Source organism: Variovorax sp. GW823-FHT04F07, assembly GCF_058795995.1.
The window spans coordinates 255,591-273,157 of record NZ_JBXAIG010000006.1 but is presented as its reverse complement, the minus strand read 5'-3'; the positions used below and the strand labels follow the sequence as shown (position 1 = coordinate 273,157).

The window sequence follows — 17,567 nt, the reverse complement described above, 5'->3', positions numbered from 1 at the left end:
GGGGCCGGGGCAGCGCCTGCCGCGCGGGCGCGCTAGCATTCCGCGCATGAAAAAGATTCCACTCGGTCAGAGCGACCTCCACGTCACCCCGATCTGCCTCGGCACCATGACTTTCGGCGAGCAGGTCGATGAGCCCACCGCCCACGCCGTCCTGGCCCGTTCGCTCGAGCGCGGCGTCGACTTCATCGACACCGCCGAGATGTACGCGGTGCCGGCGAGCAAGGAAACCTGCGGCGCGACCGAAACCATCATCGGCCACTGGTTTGCGGCCAACCCCGGCACGCGCCAGAAGATCACGCTGGCGACCAAGGTGGCCGGCCCCTCGCGCGGCATGCCCTGGGTGCGCGAAGGCACGGGCATGACGGCGGCCGACATCGAGGCCTCGTGCCACGGCAGCCTGCGCCGCCTGCAGACCGACGTGATCGACCTGTACCAGATCCACTGGCCCGAGCGCCACGTGCCGGTGTTCGGCAACATCCACTACAACCCCGAGAAGGAAACCTCGCAGACGCCGATCCACGACCAGCTCGAGGCGCTGGGCAAGCTGGTGAAGGCGGGCAAGGTGCGCACCATCGGCCTGTCGAACGAGACGCCCTACGGCGTGCACGAGTTCGTGCGGCTGGCCGAGCAGCACGGGCTGCCGCGCGTGGTGTCGGTGCAGAACGTCTACAACCTGGTGAGCCGCGCGCACGAGAACGCGCTCGACGAGACCATGCACCGGCTCGGCGTGTCGCTGCTGGCGTACTCGCCGCTGGCCTTCGGCCTGCTGACGGGCAAGTACGACCAGAGTGGCATCGAAGGCCCCGACGCGCCCAAGGGCGCGCGCATCTCGAGCTACGAATCGGTGCGCAAGCAGCGCTGGGGCAAGCCCGACGCGCTGCGCGCGGCGCGGCGCTACAACCAGCTCGCGCGCGACCACGGCCTGAGCCCCACGCAGCTTGCGCTGGCCTTCTGCTACACCAAGTGGCAGGTGGCGAGCACGATCATCGGCGTGACCTCGGTGGCGCAGCTCGACGAAGACCTGGACGCCTACGGCACCACGCTGTCGGCCGAGGTGCTGGCCGAGATCGACAAGATCCGCCTGGACATCCGCGACCCCGCCGCCTGACCCGAACAAGTGAGCAAGTGAGCAAGAAAGCCCACGTTTCCGAGACGCCCGCCACCCAGCTGTTGCGGGCGAACCAGGTCGCCTTCACCGAGCACCCCTACGAGTACCAGGAGCACGGCGGCGCCCAGCACAGCGCGCAGGTGCTGGGCTTCGACCCGTTCACCGTGGTCAAGACGCTGGTGATGCAGGACCAGGACGCCAGGCCGCTGATCGTGCTGATGCACGGAAACCGCACGGTGTCGACCAAGAACCTCGCGCGGCAGATCGGCGCCAAGTCGGTCGAGCCCTGCAAGCCCGAGGTGGCGCAGCGCCACAGCGGCTACATGGTGGGCGGCACCTCGCCCTTCGGCACGCGGCGCGAGATGCCGGTCTACATCGAGTCGAGCGTGCTCGAACTGCCGAAGATCGCGATCAACGGCGGGCGGCGCGGCTACCTCGTGGGCATCGATCCGCAGGTGTGCGTGACGCTCCTGGGCGCCAAGCCCGTGCAGTGCGCGCTGGCAGAATAGCCGGCGTTTGCTTTTTCCCGCCGGGCATGCAGGCCGGCGGTGCACAACAACAATCCGTTTCCCGGAGACCCGCCTTGAGTTTCGATCTGCCTTCCCTCCTTGCCATCGTGGCGTCGTACCTGATCGGTTCGCTGTCGTTTGCGGTCATCGTGAGCAAGTCGCTCGGCATGGCCGATCCGCGCAGCTACGGCAGCGGCAACCCCGGTGCCACCAACGTGCTGCGTTCGGGCAACAAGGGCGCGGCGCTGGCCACCTTGCTGCTCGACGCGGCGAAGGGCTGGCTGCCGGTGTTCCTGATCCGCCAGTTCGGCGCGCAGTGGGGGCTGGGCGAGGGCGTGGCGGCGCTGGCGGGCCTGGCGGCCTTCCTGGGCCACCTGTACCCGGTGTTCTTCGGCTTCCAGGGCGGCAAGGGCGTGGCCACGGCCGCCGGCGTGCTGGTGGGCATCGCGCCCTGGCTGGGGCTGGCCACGGGCGCGACCTGGCTGATCATCGCGATCTTCTTCCGCTATTCGTCGCTGTCGTCGCTGGTGGCGGCGTTCTTCGCACCGGCCTACTACCTGCTGGGTGGAAACATTGCGTGGCCACTCGACCGCACGGTGCTGATTGCGATCATCATCATGAGTCTGCTGCTGATCTGGCGGCACCGCGAAAACATCCGCCGGCTCGCGGCCGGCACGGAGTCGAAACTCGGCTCGAAGAAAAAGGCTTGAACTCACCATGGCATCCATCACCCGCTTTCACGTCGGCCCGCGTCTGTCCGAGACCGCGGTGCACAACGGCACCATCTACCTCGCGGGCCAGGTGCCCGACGACACCACGCAGGATATTCGCGGCCAGACCGCGCAGGTGCTCGGCATGGTCGACCGCCTGCTGGCCGAGGCCGGCAGCGACAAGTCGCGCATCCTCATGACGCAGATCTTCCTGGCCGACATCGGCGACATCGGCGCCATGAACGAGGTGTGGGACGCGTGGATTCCGGCCGGCAACACGCCGCCGCGCGCGACCGTGGAGGCCAAGATGGCCAACGCGGCCTACAAGATCGAGATCGTCGTCACGGCCGCACAGGCCTGAGGCTAGATCGGGAGCGGTCTCAGTACCGCTTCTCGAGAATCATCTCGTCGGCATCGCGCCGCATCGAGAAGCGATTGAGAAAGCTGTTGCCCAGCAGCACGAAGGGCATGGGCTGCTGCGAGACGATGGCGTCGATGTCGTAGACCTCGACGTCGCCCACGCGCACGCTTTGCAGCCGCAGCCTGTAGCCCGCAGCGTTGCCGTTGGCCGTGCGCATCTGCACCAGTTGCCCCTTGCTGTAGTCGAGTCCGATGCGCTGGGCATCGACCGCCGACAGCGCGATGGTGGTTGCGCCGGTATCGAGCATGAAGGTGACGGCGCGGCCGTTGATCTGGCCCTGCGTCATGTAGTGGCCCCGGCTGTCGGCCTGCAGCACGATGCGGTTGCCGCCGCTGCCGGCAATGCCGCCCCGGCCGATGCTCACAGGCGAATCCATGCGCAGCGAAAAACGCTTGCCCGCCGATTCGACCACCGCCTGGTCGGCCTGCAGCGACACCAGCTTGACGCCCTGGAAGGTCTCCCCGACCGCCACCGTCTTGGGCGGCGCGCCGTTCACGATGAGGATGGCGCGGCTGCCGATGGAGCCGGTCAGCGTGACCGAGTCGGCGGCGTGCGCCGCCATGGCCGCGGCCGCCCACAGCGCCGCGACGAGGAGCGCCTTCATGCGCGGGTCAGTCGCGGAAGTTGTTGAAGGACAGCGGCATGTCGGGCACGTCCTTCTTGATGAGGGCCATGGCGGCCTGCAGGTCGTCGCGCTTGGCGCCGGTGATGCGCACGGCGTCGCCCTGGATCGCGGCCTGCACCTTGAGCTTGCTGTCCTTGACGATGCGGGTGATCTTCTTGGCCTGCTCGGTCTCGATGCCGTTCTTGATCTTGATGACCTGCTTGACCTTGTCGCCGCCCATCTTCTGGACGTCGCCCTTGTCGAGAAAGCGCACGTCGACGCTGCGCTTGGTGAGCTTGTTGCGAAGGATGTCCTCGACCTGCACGAGCTGGAACTCGGCGTCGCCGATCATGGTGATCTCCTTGTCCTTGAGCTCGACGGCGGCAGCGGTGCCCTTGAAATCGAAGCGCGTGCCGATTTCCTTGGCGGTGTTTTCGACCGCATTCTTCACTTCGGGCAGATTGGGCTCGCAGACGGTATCGAAAGACGGCATAGGCTCTCCTGGACGCACGGGTACTGAATGCGACAATTCTCCCATGATCGTGGAGTCCAATGTCCCGCTGCAGCCCTACAACAGCTTCGGCATCGTCGCGCGCGCGCAGCACCTGGCGCGCATCACCAGCGAGGCCGACCTGGCCGCGCTGCACGCCGATCCGGCCTGGCGCGACGAACCCCGTTTCGTGCTCGGCGGCGGCAGCAACATCGTGCTCACGGGCGACGTCAAGCCGCTGGTGCTGAAGGTCGAGATCAAGGGCCGGCGGCTGGTCGAAGAGACGCCGCGTGCCTGGATCGTCGAGGCCGGCGCCGGCGAAACCTGGCACGACACCGTCGAATGGATGGTGCGCAGCGGCTACCCGGGGCTGGAAAACCTGGCGCTCATTCCCGGCACCGTGGGCGGCGCGCCGGTGCAGAACATCGGCGCCTACGGCGTCGAGCTGCAGGACCGCTTCGATTCGCTGGACGCCTTCGACCTCGAAACCGGCCGCGCCTTCACGCTCGACGCGGCGCAGTGCGCCTTCGGCTACCGCGACTCGGTCTTCAAGCACGTGCGCAGCGGCCCGAACGACTTCGGCCTGGCGGGCCGCGCGGTCATCACGCGGGTGCGTTTCCGGCTGCCCAAGCCCTGGAAGCCGGTGGTCGGCTACCTCGACCTCGAGCGCAAGATGGAAGAAACCGCCAATTTCACACCCAGCGCGGTCGACATCTTCGAGTGGATCTGCGCCATCCGCCGCGCCAAGCTGCCCGACTGGCGCGTGCTGGGCAACGCCGGCAGCTTCTTTAAGAACCCGACGGTCACGCCCGAACAGTGCGCCGACATCATTGCGCGCGACCCCAAGATCGTGCACTACCCGATGGACGACGGCAGCATCAAGCTGGCGGCCGGCTGGCTCATCGACGCCTGCGGCTGGAAGGGCAAGTCGGTGGGCAACGCCGGCGTGTACGAAAAACAGGCGCTGGTGCTGGTCAACCGCGGCGGCTCGGCCAACCCGGTGACCGGCGGCGAGGTGATGACCCTGGCCAAGGCGATCCAGACCAGCGTGTACGAACGCTTCGGCATCCGGCTGGAGCCGGAACCCGTGGTGGTCTGAGACGGTGGATCTCGACTTCCTGCACCTGAACTACCGCCGGCGCATCGCCGTGCTGGGCTGGGCGCAGCTTGCCGTCATCGTGGCGGGCATCGCCTCGGTGTTCCTGGTGCGGGCGGGCTGGTGGGGGTCGGTGCTGCTGATCCTCGCGGCCCTCTGCTTCGCGGGGCTCCTGAGCCAGATCGAACTCAGCCTGCGCCGCCAGTTCATCCGCGAGGCCCGGCTGCCGCCGTTCCTGATCGGCAAGCTCCGCGCGGCGCACCCGCAACTGAGCCGACGCGACGCCGAGCTGGTGCTGCGCGGGCTGCGGCAGTTCTTCATGGCGTACCTGCGCAGCAACCTCAAGTTCGTCGCCATGCCCTCGCGGGTGGTCGACACGGCCTGGCACGAGTTCATCCTGCACACGCAGGGCTACCAGACCTGGTGCCAGGCGGCCTTCGGGCGCCTGCTGCACCACAGCCCGGCCGAGGTACTGGGCCAGGACGCGCGGCGCAACGACGGCCTGCGCCGCACCTGGTACTGGGCCTGCAAGGAAGAAAGCATCGACCCGCGTAATCCGGCGCGACTGCCGCTGCTGTTTGCGCTGGACATCAAGTTTGCGATTGCGGACGGCTTTCACTACATCCCCGATTGCCGGGCGATCGAGCGCGCAACGGGCACCGACGCGCACTGCGGTTCGAGCTTCGGCGATTCGTCGTCCGACGGCGGCAGCTCGGGCGATGCCGGAGGCTTCGGCGGCAGCGAGGCGAGCGGGAGCGGCGATGGCGGCTCCAGCGACGGAGGTGGCGCGTCCGATGGGGGCGGTGGATGCGGTGGCGGGTGCGGAGGAGGCGGCGACTGACGCCGGGTGCACCTTCCAAAGAAAAACGGGCCCCGAGGGGCCCGTTGTCATTGCTGCCCTTGCGGTTGACAAGGGCAGCGAAGGGATCGATCAGCTCGCGTCGCCGTCGTTCGCCAGCTTCGGCAGCGAGGCGCCTTCGCCCGACGACAGCAGGCCGACCTGCGTGTAGATGGCGAGCTTTTCGCGCGTGTCGACGATGTCCAGGTTGCGCATCGTGAGCTGGCCGATGCGATCCAGCGGCGTGAACGCGCCTTCGACCTTTTCCATGCTCAGGCGCTCGGGCTTGTACGTGAGGTTGGCCGATTCCGTGTTCAGGATCGAGTAGTCGTTCCCGCGGCGCAGCTCGACCGTCACTTCGCCGGTGATGGCGCGCGCCACCCAGCGCTGGGCCGTTTCGCGCAGCATGATGGCCTGCGGGTCGAACCAGCGGCCCTGGTACAGCAGGCGGCCCAGGCGGCGGCCGTTGTCGCGGTACTGCTCGATGGTGTCTTCGTTGTGGATGCCGGTGACCAGGCGCTCGTAGGCGATGAACAGCAGCGCCAGGCCGGGAGCCTCGTAGATGCCGCGGCTCTTGGCCTCGATGATGCGGTTCTCGATCTGGTCGCTCATGCCCAGGCCGTGGCGACCGCCGATGCGGTTGGCTTCGAGGATCAGCTCGACCAGGTTCGTGTAGCGCACGCCGTTCAGCGCGACGGGCACGCCTTCCTCGAAGCGCACCGAGACGGTTTCGCGCTTGACTTCGACTTCGTCCTTCCAGAAGGCGACGCCCATGATGGGCTGCACGATCTGCATGCCGCTGTTCAGGTGCTCGAGGTCTTTCGCTTCGTGCGTGGCGCCCAGCATGTTCGAGTCGGTCGAGTAGGCCTTTTCGGACGACATCTTGTAGGCGAAGCCGGCCTTCTGCATGAACGCCGACATTTCGGCGCGGCCGCCCAGCTCGTCGATGAAGACCTGATCGAGCCAGGGCTTGTAGATCTTCAATGCGGGGTTGGTGAGCAGGCCGTAGCGGTAGAAGCGCTCGATGTCGTTGCCCTTGTAGGTGCTGCCGTCGCCCCAGATGTGGACGTCGTCTTCCTTCATGGCCGACACCAGCATGGTGCCCGTTACCGCGCGGCCCAGCGGCGTGGTGTTGAAGTAGGTCACGCCGGCGGTGGTCACGTGGAACGCGCCGGCCTGCAGGGCGGCGATGCCTTCGTTGGCCAGCTGCGCGCGGCAGTCGATCAGGCGGGCGTTCTCGGCGCCGTAGAGCATCGCCTTGCGCGGGATCTCGTCGTAGTCAGGCTCGTCGGGCTGGCCGAGGTTGGCGGTGTAGGCGTAGGGGACCGCGCCCTTGAGCTTCATCCAGTGCAGCGCCGCGCTGGTGTCCAGGCCGCCGGAGAAGGCGATGCCGACCTTCTGGCCGGCGGGAACGTTTTGGAGAATGGTCGACATGTCAGGGGTTCCGTTTCAACCGAAGTGGCAGATGTAGCTGTAGGGCTCGCCGCTCACGCGGATCTGGAAGCTGGAGTTGCCCGGGATGCTGAACTTCTGGCCGGGGCCCGAGGCGATCCATTCGCTGGTGCCTGCGAGCTGGTATTCGCAGCTGCCGCCGGTGCCTTCCATGATTTCAGGCGCGCCGGTGTTGAAGGTGAGGGTGGAGGGCAGGACCACACCGACCGATTTCTTGGTGCCGTCCGCCAGGGTGAGGTTGTGGCTCACGCACTTGCCGTCGAAATACACATTGGCCTTGGTGGCCACTGCGGCGCTGTTGATGGTGTCGGTAGTCGTCGTCATTGGATGGATGGCGCCGGCGCCTGCGCGTTCGGCGGATCGAGGGACGCGCCGCGGCAGCAGCACCCCCGGGGTTGGAGAAGCCCTCGATTTTAGGGGCTCGGGCGAGCCGGCCCGCCGTGGGGGAACTCAGTAGCGCCAGCCGTGGCGATGGCCGCCCCATCCGCGATAGCCACGGTAGTAGCCGCCACCGCCCCAGCCGCGCGAATAGCCCAGGTTCAGCGAGATGCCGACCGGCGGGTAGACATAGGGCTGCGCATACGGGTAGGTGTAGGCGGGCTGCACGTAGACGGGCGGGGCGTACACCGGGGCCGGCTGCGTGTAGACCGGCGCCGGCGCGTTGGACACCACCACGCCGGGTTCGGGTACGACGCTGTCCCAGGGGGCGTTGGCGCCTTGCTGGTACGGGTACTGCCCCTGCTGCGGGTACTGTTCCGGGTACTGCGGGCCGTTGTTGGCCTCGACCGGGTAGGGCTGCAATTGCGACTGGGGCTGGACCGGCGCGGTGGTCACGCCCGACGTGGTCACCCCGTAGCCGCTGGCCTGGATCGGGATGGTGGCGCCCGGCCGGCTGGTGGTGCGGGTCGTGTACTGGCGGCCCTGGTACTCGTAGGTGACGTTGTAGCTGACGTCGCTGCCGGTCGTTTCGCGGATCGGCGTGGCGGAAATCACGCGCGCCTGGACCACTTGCTGGGCCTGCACGACGCTGGTGCCCGTGGCCAGCAGGCCGGCCGCCGAAAGCCCTGTGAGGATGCGAAAAACGTGTCTGTTCATGGTGTTCTCTCCTGCAGATCGCGGTTGGAGGCCGGCCGGCGGGACGGGGTTCCGGGGTTTACACGGCGTTCACAGCCCAGCTATCGGCATCGAAACCAGTCGTTACGCCCGTCTTCGGGCCCCAATCGACCACCGGCCGCTTGATCAGGCTGGGGTTGGCCAGCAGCACGGGGCGGGCCGAAGCGGCGTCGACCACGGCGTTGCGCGTGGCCTCGTCCAGCTTGCGCCAGGTGGTGCCCTTGCGGTTGACCAGCGCCTCCCAGCCGGGGGCCTGGAGCCAGCGGTCGAGCTCGGTCTCGGGCACGCCCTGTTTCTTGAAATCGTGGAAGGCGTAGGCCACGCCATGGTCGTCGAGCCAGGCGCGGGCGCGCTTGACGGTGTCGCAGTTCGGAATGCCGTATAGGGTTGTCATGGCCGCCATGATGCCGCGAGCGGCGGGTCGGCGACAATGCCGGCCTCCATGGAAACCCTGAACGACTGGCTCGCGCGCGCCGAGCACCTTCATCCCGACAAGATCGAACTCGGGCTCGATCGCGCCAAAGAAATGGCGCAGCGTCTGGGCCTGCGTTTCGACTGCCCCGTCATCACGGTGGCGGGCACCAACGGCAAGGGCTCGACCTGCGCCATGCTCGAATCGATCCTGACGCACGCGGGCTACCGCACGGCCGTGTTCACCTCGCCGCACCTGGTGCGCTTCGAGGAGCGGCTGCGGCTCAAGGGCGAGGCGGTCGATGCTTCCAAACTGATAGCAAGCTTCGAGGTGGTGGAAAAGGCCCGCGGCGACATGGCCCTGACCTACTTCGAGTTCACCACGCTCGGCATCCTGCATTGCATGATCCAGGAGAAGCCCGACGTGGCGATCCTCGAGGTCGGCCTGGGCGGCCGGCTCGACGCGGTGAACATCATCGACGCCGACTGCGCCGTCATCACCAGCATCGACCTGGACCACATGGAATACCTCGGTCCCGACCGCGAGAGCATCGGCTTCGAGAAGGCCGGCATCCTGCGCGCCGGCAAGCCCGCCATCGTGAGCGACCCGGTGCCGCCGCAAAGCGTCATCGACCACGCGAACGCCATCGGCGCCGACCTGTGGCGCTTCGGGCACGACTTCAACGTCTCGGGCGACAAGCAGCAGTGGGGCTGGTCGGGCCGGGGGCGACGCTACAGCGGACTGGCCTATCCGGCGCTGCGCGGCGCCAACCAGTTGCTCAACGCGGCCGGCGTGCTCGCGGCGCTCGAGGCGCTGCGCCCGCAGCTGCCGATCACGGCGCAGGCGGTGCGCAACGGGCTCGCGATGGTCGAGCTGCCGGGCCGCTTCCAGATCGTGCCGGGCGAGCCCACGCTGGTGCTCGACGTGGCGCACAACGCCCACGCCGTCGCGGCGCTGGCCGAGAACCTCGACGCGATGGGTTTTTCGCCCACCACGCACGGCGTGTTCGGCGTCATGGCCGACAAGGACCTCGCGCCCATCCTGGCGCGCATCGGGCCGCTGATCGATCGCTGGTACTTCACCGACCTGCCCACGCCGCGCGCCGCCAAGGCCGCCGATCTGCTGGCCGCGTGGCAGGCTCAGAACACGCGCGCCGACGCCTCCGGCAGCGTGCACGCGAGCCCGATGGACGCCCTGCGCGCGGCCATCGAGCAGGCAGGTGCCACTGATAGAATCGTGGTCTTCGGATCGTTCTTCACCGTGGGTGGCGTCCTCGAAAACGGCACCCCCCGGCTGCAAGCCAAACACCTGCTGCCAGGCGGCTGATCGTCGGGCTGTCCACACCCATCCGGCACCATCGGGCACCACCTCGCTGCACTCCTCCAGGGATCGAACTTCATGGCGTTTTTCAAGTTCCGCGCGCGCGGCCCACAAGGCAACGAAGGACGCAGCGCCCCCGCGGCGGTGCCGGCGGAAAGTGTCGAATCCATGCGCCGGCGTGCGCGCCATCGGCTGCTCGGCGCAGCGGTGCTGGTGCTGGTCGGCGTGATCGGCTTTCCGCTGCTGTTCGACACCCAGCCGCGCCCCGTGCCGGTCGACATCCCGATCGAGATTCCCGACCGCAACAAGGCCAAGCCGCTGCCCGTGCCCGCCACGCCGGCACCCGCGACGAGCAGCGCGCCTTCGTCGTCGTCCGATGGCAGCTCCCGCGTGGCGGCGGCCTCGTCGGCCGGCGGCATGATCACCGAGACCGCCGACGGCACCGTGATCGAGCCGGGCGCGACTGTGCCCGCGACGCCGGCGGCGCCCAAGCCCGCCGTGGAGCCGAAGAAGCCCGAGCCCAAGCCGGAACCCAAACCCGAGCCGAAGCCCGAACCCAAACCGGAGCCGAAAAAGCCCGAACCGAAGCCCGAGCCCAAGCCGAAGCCGGAACCCGCCAAGCCCGCCGCGAACGCCGACGACGGCGCCCGCGCCCGCGCGCTACTCGAAGGCAAGCCGCCTGCCGCCGCGCCCAAGCCGGCCGCCGACGACAACGGCCGCTTCGTCGTGCAGGTCGGCGCCTTCGCCGATGCCGACAAGGCGCGCGAAGTGCGCCAGAAGCTCGAGCGCGCCGGCCTCAAGACCTACGTACACGTCGCCAAGACGACCGACGGCGAACGCACGCGTGTGCGCGTCGGGCCGTTCGCCTCGCGTGCCGAGGCCGAGAAGGCCGCGGACCGGGTCAAGGGCTTGTCTTTGGCCGCAGCCATCCTCACGTTGTAAGCACCGCCGTCGCCCGCTGCCTGTAGTTCATTGCCGTGGCCCTGCTCGACTGGATCGCCATCGCGCTCATCGTGCTGTCGATGCTGTTCGGGCTGGTGCGCGGCCTGGTGTTCGAAGTGATTTCGCTGATCGGCTGGGTGGCCGCCTTCATCGTGGCCCAGTGGGTGGCCTCCGACGTGGCGGCCTGGCTGCCGTTCGGCGACCCGCAGGCCACCTGGCGCTACCCGCTGGCCTTCGTGCTGGTGTTCGTGGCGGTGGCGTTCGGCGTGGGGCTGGCGGCGGCCCTCACGCGCAAGCTGATCGCCGCGGTCGGCCTGCGGCCGGTGGACCGGATTTTGGGAGCAGCGTTCGGCGCGGCACGGGGGGCGGTGGCCCTGCTCGTGCTGGCGGTCGTTGTTCATTTGCTGGCGTTGAGCGACAGTGCCTGGTGGCACGAATCGCGCAGCGCCATTGTTCTCGATGCGGCATTGCAGGGCCTCAAACCCTCGCTGCCTGAAAAGTTGGCAAGCTACCTGCCCTGAGAGGAATCGTTCATGTGTGGAATCGTCGGCGTTGTCAGCAACGCACCCGTCAACCAGCTGCTCTATGACGCGCTGCTGCTGCTGCAGCACCGTGGCCAGGACGCGGCCGGCATCGTGACCTTGCTGGAACGCAAGTTCTTCATGCACAAGGCCAAGGGCATGGTGCGCGACGTGTTCCGCACCCGCAACATGCGCGCGCTGCCGGGCAACGTGGGCCTGGGCCAGGTGCGCTACCCGACCGCGGGCAACGCCTACAGCGAGGAAGAGGCGCAGCCCTTCTACGTGAACGCGCCCTTCGGCATCGTGCTGGTGCACAACGGCAACCTGACCAACGCGCACGCTCTGCGCGCGGAGCTGTTCTCCACCGACCACCGCCACACCAACACCGAGAGCGACTCCGAAGTGCTGCTCAACGTGCTGGCGCATGAAATCGAGCGTTCCTCGCGCGGCGTGCCGTTGCACCCGGCCGAGGTGTTCGCCGCCGTCAAGAACGTCTACAAGCGCCTGCGCGGCTCGTACGCCGTGGTCTCGCTGATCGCCGGCCACGGCCTGCTGGCCTTCCGCGACCCCTACGGCATCCGCCCGCTGTGCATGGGCCGCAGCGCCGACGGCACCGTCATGGTGGCCAGCGAATCGGTCGCGCTCGAAGGCTCGGGCCACGTGTTCGAACGCAATATCGAGCCGGGCGAAGCCGTGTTCATCGACCTCGAAGGCAACGTGCACTCGATGCAATGCGCCGAAGGTGCGTCGCTCAACCCGTGCATCTTCGAGTTCGTGTACCTCGCGCGTCCCGACTCGGTGCTCGACGGCATCTCGGTCTACCAGGCGCGCCTGAACCTGGGCGAGACGCTGGCCAAGCGCGTGGTCTCGACCGTGCCGCCGAACCAGATCGACGTGATCATCCCGATTCCCGAATCGAGCCGCCCGAGCGCCACGCAGCTCGCGCACCTCCTGGGCATTCCATACCGCGAAGGCTTCGTGAAGAACCGCTACGTGGGCCGTACGTTCATCATGCCGGGGCAGGGCGTTCGCAAGAAGTCGGTGCGCCAGAAGCTCAATGTGATCGGCAGCGAGTTCAAGGGCCGCAACGTGCTGCTGGTCGACGATTCCATCGTGCGTGGCACCACCAGCCGCGAGATCGTGCAGATGGCGCGCGACGCCGGCGCCCGCAAGGTCTACCTGGCTAGCGCCGCACCGCCGGTGCGCTACCCCAACGTCTACGGCATCGACATGCCGACCAAGGACGAACTCGTGGCGCACGACCGCACCGTCGAGGAAATCCGCGAGCTCATCGGCTGCGATGCGCTGATCTACCAGGACGTCGACGCCATGAAGCGCGCCATCGGCTCGCTCAACCCGAAGCTCGCCGGTTTCGACGCCTCGTGCTTCGACGGCGTGTACGTGACCGGCGACATCGACACCGCCGCCATCTCGCGCATGAACGGCAACCGTCCGCGCATCGAGGAAAACGAAGAAGACGCTTCGCGCCTCGCCCTGCCGAACCCGAGCGAGTAAGAGAAAGAAGAGAGGGCCGACGTGAGCCAAGACGAACGCACCTTGCCACCCGGCCTGCACCGCGACACCCTCGCGCTGCGCACCGGCCTGGCGCCCAGCCAGCACGGCGAGCACTCGGAGGCCCTGTTCCTCACGAGCGGCTTCGTGCAGCCCGACGCCGAAACCTCGGCGCGCCGCTTTGCCGGCACCGAGGCCGGCTTCACCTACTCGCGCACCTCGAACCCGACGGTCGCCAGCTTCGAGCAGCGCCTGGCCGCGCTCGAAGGCACCGAGGCCGCCATCGGCGCCTCGACCGGCATGGGCGCGATCCTCATGATGTGCATGGGCCTGCTCAAGGCCGGAGACCACGTGATCTGCTCGCGCTCGGTGTTCGGCTCCACGCTGAACCTGTTCGGCAAGGAGTTCGCCAAGTTCGGCGTCGAGACCACCTTCGTCTCGCAGACCGACGTGGCCGAATGGCGCGCGGCGCTCAAGCCCAACACCAAGCTGCTCTTCGCAGAAACGCCGACCAACCCGCTGACGGAAGTCTGCGACATCCAGGCCCTGGCCGACCTGGCCCACGGCGTGGGCGCGCTGCTCGCGGTCGACAACTGCTTCTGCACGCCGATCCTGCAGCGCCCGGCCGAACTGGGCGCCGACCTCATCATCCATTCGGGCACCAAGTACCTCGACGGCCAGGGCCGTGTGATGGCTGGCGCGATCTGCGGTCCGTCGAAGCTCATCGTCGATGTCTTTGGCCCCGTGGTGCGCACCGCCGGCATGGCGCTGTCGCCATTCAATGCGTGGGTCGTGCTCAAGGGCATGGAAACGCTTGGCATTCGCATGAAGGCGCAATGCGCGAATGCACTGGCCGTGGCGCAGTGGCTCGAGCAGCAGCCCGGCATTGCGCGCGTGTACTACCCCGGTCTTGCCTCGCATGGACAGCACGAGCTCGCGATGCGCCAGCAGTCGGGGCAGGGCGGGGCCGTGGTGTCGTTCGACGTGGTTGGCGACACGCCCGACGCCGCGCGCGCCAACGCCTTCCATGTGATCAACAGCACGCGCGTGGTGAGCATCGCCACCAACCTCGGCGACACCAAGACCATCATCACGCACCCCGGCACGACCTCGCACGGCCGCCTCACCGAAGTGCAGCGCCAGGCCGCGGGCATCAGCCAGGGGTTGATCCGCCTCGCGGTCGGCCTCGAATACATCGACGACATCACGGCCGATCTTTCGCGCGGCCTGAGCACCCTGACTTCCTGATTTTTCATTTCATGACCGGCAAAGTTCGCACCCGCATCGCACCGTCTCCCACCGGCTTTCTGCACCTGGGCACGGCGCGCACCGCACTCTATTCGTGGGCCTATGCGCGCCACCACGGCGGCGAGTTCGTGCTGCGCATCGAGGACACCGACGTGGCCCGTTCCACGCAGGACTCGACCGACCAGATCCTCGCGTCGATGCACTGGCTCGGCCTCGACTACGACGAAGGCCCGATCTACCAGATGCAACGCCTCGAGCGTTACCGCGAAGTCATCGCGCAGATGCTCGCGGCCGGCACCGCTTACCACTGCTACTGCACGCCGGCCGAGCTCGACGAGATGCGCGAAGCCCAACGCGCGCGCGGAGAGAAGACGCTGTACGACCGCCGCTGGCGCCCGGCGCCCGGCAAGGTGCTGCCGCCCGTGCCCGAAGGCGTGCCGCCCGTGGTGCGCTTCTGCAATCCGCCCGAAGGCGATGTGACGTGGAACGACCTCGTCAAGGGCGAGATCACCATCAACAACCGCGAGATCGACGACCTGATCATCCTGCGGCCCGACGGTGTGCCCACCTACAACTTCGCGGTGGTGGTCGACGACTGGGACATGAACATCACGCACGTGTTCCGCGGCGATGAGCACATCAACAACACGCCGTGGCAGATCAACATCTTCCGCGCGCTCGGCGCACCGCTGCCGCAGTTCGGCCACGTGCCCGTGATCCTCGGCGACGACGGGCAGAAGCTCTCGAAGCGCCGCGGTGCCGTGAGCGTCACGGCCTACGAGGACAACGGCTACCTGCCCGAAGCCATGCTCAACTACCTCGCGCGCCTGGGCTGGAGCCACGGCGACGACGAGCTCTTCACGCGCGAGCAGATGGTGAGCTGGTTCGACGGATCGCACCTGTCGAAGAGCCCCGCGCAGTGGGACGCGGCCAAGCTTGCGTGGGTGAATGCGCAGTACATCAAGGCCAAGAGTGGCGACGAGCTCGCGCCGCTTGTTGCAGCGCAGTTGCAAAAGCGCGGCATCGTCGCCGACGAGCGTCTGCCTGCGATCTGTGCGCTCTTCAAGGACCGTTGCGATACGACTGTGGCGCTCGCTGGTTGGGCTGCAGCGTTTTATGCGGACATCGAAGTGACCGACGCAGATCGCGCGCAGCACATCACCGATGCAGTGAAGCCCGCGATCGCAACACTCGTTGAAAAATTGATGACGGTCGCCTGGGAGAGGGCCGAAATCGCAGTTATGATCAAGGAAGTCCTCGCGACACACGCGCTGAAAATGCCCGTGTTAGCGATGCCAGTACGAGTGCTTGTGATGGGAACATCGCAGACACCGTCCCTCGATTCAGTGCTCGAAATTTTTTCCCGCGAAAAAGTTATCGAGCGATTGAAAAAGGCCTGAAAAATCGGGCTATAATTCGAGGCTCGACACCCACACGGGGGTATAGCTCAGCTGGGAGAGCGCTTGCATGGCATGCAAGAGGTCATCGGTTCGATCCCGTTTACCTCCACCATCAAAGTGTCGAGTAGGTTAGAGATGCTGATCGCAGCACGTCCAAGGTTTTGACCCTATCGTCTAGAGGCCTAGGACACCACCCTTTCACGGTGGCTACCGGGGTTCGAATCCCCGTAGGGTCGCCAGTTTCACTTCGGTGAAGTCGGCACGAGTCGTCAACACTCGGTTCCGCAAGGAACGAACGTTGTCTACCAGGAGTGGTAGTTCAGTTGGTTAGAATACCGGCCTGTCACGCCGGGGGTCGCGGGTTCGAGTCCCGTCCACTCCGCCAAACACAAGCCCCAGTAGCAGTTTTGCTACTGGGGCTTTTTGTTTTGCTCGGGGGCTTGAGCGCGGATTGGCACTTGTTCCTGGGATTCCGGCTAACCCACCTCGACCAGCTGGCAGCGTGACATTTGGGAACGTTCTTCACCGTGGCGATGTACGCGGCGCCGCAAGGCCAGGCGTTGGTTGTGCATCAGGGCTATTTCTCGCCCTCCAGGAGATGAAATGACTTTCCCCCGAGCCACTCTCAAGCTGGGTTTCGCAGGTCTTGTTGCTGCCGCAGCCTTGTTCACCGCTGCATCGGCCAGTGCGGCCACCAGTTGGTCCATTGGCGTCAACCTGCCTGGCGTGGTCGTGAGCGAGCCCGCACCGGTCTATTACGAGCCGGCGCCTGTCTACTCCAGGCCAGCCCCGACCTACTACCAGCCCGCACAGCCGGTCTACTCCGCCCCGGCACCTGTCTACTACGAGCCTGAATCCCGTTGGGAAGAGCGTCGCGCGCAACGCTGGGAGGAACGCCGCGCAGAGCGCCGTGAATGGCGTCGCCGGCAGTGGGAACGCGAGCAGCACCGTCGCTACTACGAGGATCGCGACTGACATCGGGAACGTCGATCCCTGCGAATCTGCCGGGCCTGGCATCAGTGATCTGCTGCCAGGCCCGGCTCGCATGCACGCGCGGTTGACCTGAGCGCAGCGCGTTTCCGGAGCGCAGCCATGCGCTCCCGGCGGTTGCCTGCGCGCCCTGCGCATCCGCAGGGCCGACAGGACTTTCACCGAGCCATCAACACGTGAAGTCCGGGCATACTCGCGCGCCCTCCAGATTTCCAACAACTACGCCAAGAAGAACTTCATGTCAGGACACGGCTTTCACGTGCATGGTCCGCACGATCACGAACTCGAGCATGCCGCCTCCGGCGGTCACGACCACGGCCATGAGGGTGCAGCCTCTTCAGGCAAGGGCATGAGCACGACAGGAAAGATTGCTGTCAGCACCGCGGCCATTGCGACGGCGGGCGCGATCTTCGCGTACATGGGCGGGGCCACGCAGGCCAACGCCGGCCTCTACAAGAACAACGCGGCCATCAAGAAGACCGAGGCTTCGAACCAGTGGAATTACTTCCAGTCGAAGAGCACCAAGCAGGCGCTGGCGGAGTTCGCACGCGACACCGCCACCGACGACGGCCGTCGCCAGGGCTGGCAGGTGAAGGTCACCCGCTACGAGCAGGAGAAGACCGAGATCCAGGCCGCCGCCAAGAAGCTGGAGGACGAGGCCAGCCGCTGGGACGCGCAGTCCGAGACGCAGATGCACCAGCACCACCGCTGGGCGCAGGCCACCACCGTGCTGCAGGTCTCCATTGCGCTGGCGGCCATTGCGCTGCTCACCCGGAAGAAATGGCTGGAGCGCGCCATGTACGGCGTCGCCGTCGCGGGCGTGGCGATCGGCGCGCTGGCCGCGCTGCACATCTAGTGTGGTGTCCCACAAATAACTGCGC

The 17,567-nt window shown here is 67.0% G+C and carries 20 protein-coding genes and 3 tRNA genes; 17 read left to right on the top strand and 6 right to left on the bottom strand.

Annotation, left to right across the window (positions count from 1 at the left end; translation table 11 throughout):
• Positions 1–46 precede the first annotated feature (46 nt).
• The 4 genes from AC1RAA_RS25405 (at position 47) to AC1RAA_RS25390 (ending at position 2,688) form a co-directional block, all read left to right on the top strand.
• Positions 47–1,108, top strand: coding sequence for an aldo/keto reductase (locus AC1RAA_RS25405; RefSeq protein ID WP_492728137.1), 1,062 nt, complete (start codon positions 47–49; stop codon positions 1,106–1,108).
• A gap of 17 nt (positions 1,109–1,125) precedes the next feature.
• A complete protein-coding gene (locus AC1RAA_RS25400; protein ID WP_492728134.1) occupies positions 1,126–1,617 on the top strand; it encodes an aminoacyl-tRNA deacylase in 492 nt (163 codons plus the stop codon).
• 74 nt (positions 1,618–1,691) lie between these two features.
• Complete coding sequence (gene plsY / locus AC1RAA_RS25395; protein WP_062469978.1) at positions 1,692–2,327, top strand: glycerol-3-phosphate 1-O-acyltransferase PlsY; 636 nt, start codon at positions 1,692–1,694, stop codon at positions 2,325–2,327.
• A 7-nt stretch (positions 2,328–2,334) separates the two neighbouring features.
• A complete protein-coding gene (locus AC1RAA_RS25390; protein ID WP_070062404.1) occupies positions 2,335–2,688 on the top strand; it encodes a RidA family protein in 354 nt (117 codons plus the stop codon).
• A 19-nt stretch (positions 2,689–2,707) separates the two neighbouring features.
• Here the strand turns inward: AC1RAA_RS25390 and AC1RAA_RS25385 are convergent, their stop codons facing one another.
• Positions 2,708–3,352, bottom strand: coding sequence for a retropepsin-like aspartic protease family protein (locus tag AC1RAA_RS25385; RefSeq protein ID WP_062469972.1), 645 nt, complete (start codon positions 3,350–3,352; stop codon positions 2,708–2,710).
• A 7-nt stretch (positions 3,353–3,359) separates the two neighbouring features.
• Positions 3,360–3,845 carry a YajQ family cyclic di-GMP-binding protein gene (locus AC1RAA_RS25380; protein ID WP_062469970.1) on the bottom strand — a complete coding sequence of 162 codons (486 nt, stop codon included), beginning with the start codon at positions 3,843–3,845 and terminating at the stop codon, positions 3,360–3,362.
• A 43-nt stretch (positions 3,846–3,888) separates the two neighbouring features.
• Between AC1RAA_RS25380 and murB the strand changes: the two genes are divergently transcribed.
• Both murB and AC1RAA_RS25370 read left to right on the top strand, forming a co-directional pair.
• The gene (gene murB / locus AC1RAA_RS25375) at positions 3,889–4,941 is read left to right on the top strand and encodes a UDP-N-acetylmuramate dehydrogenase (RefSeq protein WP_095746331.1); all 1,053 of its coding nucleotides are present in this window, start codon (positions 3,889–3,891) and stop codon (positions 4,939–4,941) included.
• A 4-nt stretch (positions 4,942–4,945) separates the two neighbouring features.
• Complete coding sequence (locus tag AC1RAA_RS25370; RefSeq protein ID WP_095950850.1) at positions 4,946–5,779, top strand: glycine-rich domain-containing protein; 834 nt, start codon at positions 4,946–4,948, stop codon at positions 5,777–5,779.
• A gap of 90 nt (positions 5,780–5,869) precedes the next feature.
• Here the strand turns inward: AC1RAA_RS25370 and argG are convergent, their stop codons facing one another.
• The 4 genes from argG to AC1RAA_RS25350 form a co-directional block, all read right to left on the bottom strand.
• A complete protein-coding gene (gene argG, locus AC1RAA_RS25365; protein WP_062469963.1) occupies positions 5,870–7,210 on the bottom strand; it encodes an argininosuccinate synthase in 1,341 nt (446 codons plus the stop codon).
• A 15-nt stretch (positions 7,211–7,225) separates the two neighbouring features.
• Positions 7,226–7,552, bottom strand: coding sequence for a pyrimidine/purine nucleoside phosphorylase (gene ppnP, locus AC1RAA_RS25360; RefSeq protein WP_062469962.1), 327 nt, complete (start codon positions 7,550–7,552; stop codon positions 7,226–7,228).
• A 126-nt stretch (positions 7,553–7,678) separates the two neighbouring features.
• Positions 7,679–8,323: a hypothetical protein gene (locus tag AC1RAA_RS25355; protein ID WP_492728128.1), complete on the bottom strand. Its 645-nt coding sequence runs from the start codon at positions 8,321–8,323 to the stop codon at positions 7,679–7,681.
• Positions 8,324–8,381: 58 nt separating this feature from the next.
• Complete coding sequence (locus AC1RAA_RS25350; RefSeq protein WP_369629709.1) at positions 8,382–8,735, bottom strand: ArsC family reductase; 354 nt, start codon at positions 8,733–8,735, stop codon at positions 8,382–8,384.
• Between the two features lie 36 nt (positions 8,736–8,771).
• On the opposite strand from AC1RAA_RS25350, the gene folC reads away from it, so the two are divergent.
• The 11 genes from folC (at position 8,772) to AC1RAA_RS25295 (ending at position 17,542) form a co-directional block, all read left to right on the top strand.
• Positions 8,772–10,079 carry a bifunctional tetrahydrofolate synthase/dihydrofolate synthase gene (folC, locus tag AC1RAA_RS25345; protein WP_492728125.1) on the top strand — a complete coding sequence of 436 codons (1,308 nt, stop codon included), beginning with the start codon at positions 8,772–8,774 and terminating at the stop codon, positions 10,077–10,079.
• A 72-nt stretch (positions 10,080–10,151) separates the two neighbouring features.
• The gene (locus tag AC1RAA_RS25340) at positions 10,152–11,015 is read left to right on the top strand and encodes an SPOR domain-containing protein (RefSeq protein WP_492728123.1); all 864 of its coding nucleotides are present in this window, start codon (positions 10,152–10,154) and stop codon (positions 11,013–11,015) included.
• 35 nt (positions 11,016–11,050) lie between these two features.
• On the top strand, positions 11,051–11,536 hold the full coding sequence (locus AC1RAA_RS25335) for a CvpA family protein (RefSeq protein WP_070062414.1): 486 nt from the start codon (positions 11,051–11,053) through the stop codon (positions 11,534–11,536).
• 12 nt (positions 11,537–11,548) lie between these two features.
• Positions 11,549–13,051, top strand: coding sequence for an amidophosphoribosyltransferase (purF, locus tag AC1RAA_RS25330; RefSeq protein ID WP_095746326.1), 1,503 nt, complete (start codon positions 11,549–11,551; stop codon positions 13,049–13,051).
• 21 nt (positions 13,052–13,072) lie between these two features.
• Positions 13,073–14,296, top strand: a complete 1,224-nt coding sequence (locus AC1RAA_RS25325; protein WP_070062416.1) for an O-succinylhomoserine sulfhydrylase — start codon at positions 13,073–13,075, stop codon at positions 14,294–14,296.
• An 11-nt stretch (positions 14,297–14,307) separates the two neighbouring features.
• Entirely contained in the window at positions 14,308–15,696 is a 1,389-nt protein-coding gene (gltX, locus tag AC1RAA_RS25320; RefSeq protein WP_492728121.1) for a glutamate--tRNA ligase, read from the top strand.
• A 36-nt stretch (positions 15,697–15,732) separates the two neighbouring features.
• A tRNA-Ala gene (locus tag AC1RAA_RS25315) sits at positions 15,733–15,808 on the top strand.
• 51 nt (positions 15,809–15,859) lie between these two features.
• Positions 15,860–15,935: transfer RNA gene (locus AC1RAA_RS25310), tRNA-Glu, on the top strand.
• A 69-nt stretch (positions 15,936–16,004) separates the two neighbouring features.
• Positions 16,005–16,081 (top strand) — tRNA-Asp (locus tag AC1RAA_RS25305).
• Between the two features lie 218 nt (positions 16,082–16,299).
• Positions 16,300–16,671, top strand: a complete 372-nt coding sequence (locus tag AC1RAA_RS25300; protein WP_070062418.1) for a hypothetical protein — start codon at positions 16,300–16,302, stop codon at positions 16,669–16,671.
• A gap of 253 nt (positions 16,672–16,924) precedes the next feature.
• Positions 16,925–17,542 (top strand): DUF4337 domain-containing protein, encoded by a 618-nt coding sequence (locus tag AC1RAA_RS25295; protein ID WP_492728119.1) that lies wholly within the window; start codon positions 16,925–16,927, stop codon positions 17,540–17,542.
• Positions 17,543–17,567 lie beyond the last annotated feature (25 nt).

Excerpts from the sequence above, each read along its gene's own strand:
- AC1RAA_RS25405 (WP_492728137.1), top strand. The coding sequence starts at position 47 with ATGAAAAAGATTCCACTCGGTCAGAGCGACCTCCACGTCACCCCGATC.
- AC1RAA_RS25390 (WP_070062404.1), top strand. The coding sequence starts at position 2,335 with ATGGCATCCATCACCCGCTTTCACGTCGGCCCGCGTCTGTCCGAGACC.
- AC1RAA_RS25385 (WP_062469972.1), bottom strand. The coding sequence starts at position 3,352 with ATGAAGGCGCTCCTCGTCGCGGCGCTGTGGGCGGCCGCGGCCATGGCG.
- AC1RAA_RS25380 (WP_062469970.1), bottom strand. The coding sequence starts at position 3,845 with ATGCCGTCTTTCGATACCGTCTGCGAGCCCAATCTGCCCGAAGTGAAG.
- murB (WP_095746331.1), top strand. The coding sequence starts at position 3,889 with ATGATCGTGGAGTCCAATGTCCCGCTGCAGCCCTACAACAGCTTCGGC.
- argG (WP_062469963.1), bottom strand. The coding sequence starts at position 7,210 with ATGTCGACCATTCTCCAAAACGTTCCCGCCGGCCAGAAGGTCGGCATC.
- ppnP (WP_062469962.1), bottom strand. The coding sequence starts at position 7,552 with ATGACGACGACTACCGACACCATCAACAGCGCCGCAGTGGCCACCAAG.
- AC1RAA_RS25355 (WP_492728128.1), bottom strand. The coding sequence starts at position 8,323 with ATGAACAGACACGTTTTTCGCATCCTCACAGGGCTTTCGGCGGCCGGC.
- AC1RAA_RS25350 (WP_369629709.1), bottom strand. The coding sequence starts at position 8,735 with ATGACAACCCTATACGGCATTCCGAACTGCGACACCGTCAAGCGCGCC.
- folC (WP_492728125.1), top strand. The coding sequence starts at position 8,772 with ATGCCGGCCTCCATGGAAACCCTGAACGACTGGCTCGCGCGCGCCGAG.
- AC1RAA_RS25340 (WP_492728123.1), top strand. The coding sequence starts at position 10,152 with ATGGCGTTTTTCAAGTTCCGCGCGCGCGGCCCACAAGGCAACGAAGGA.
- purF (WP_095746326.1), top strand. The coding sequence starts at position 11,549 with ATGTGTGGAATCGTCGGCGTTGTCAGCAACGCACCCGTCAACCAGCTG.
- gltX (WP_492728121.1), top strand. The coding sequence starts at position 14,308 with ATGACCGGCAAAGTTCGCACCCGCATCGCACCGTCTCCCACCGGCTTT.
- AC1RAA_RS25300 (WP_070062418.1), top strand. The coding sequence starts at position 16,300 with ATGACTTTCCCCCGAGCCACTCTCAAGCTGGGTTTCGCAGGTCTTGTT.
- AC1RAA_RS25295 (WP_492728119.1), top strand. The coding sequence starts at position 16,925 with ATGTCAGGACACGGCTTTCACGTGCATGGTCCGCACGATCACGAACTC.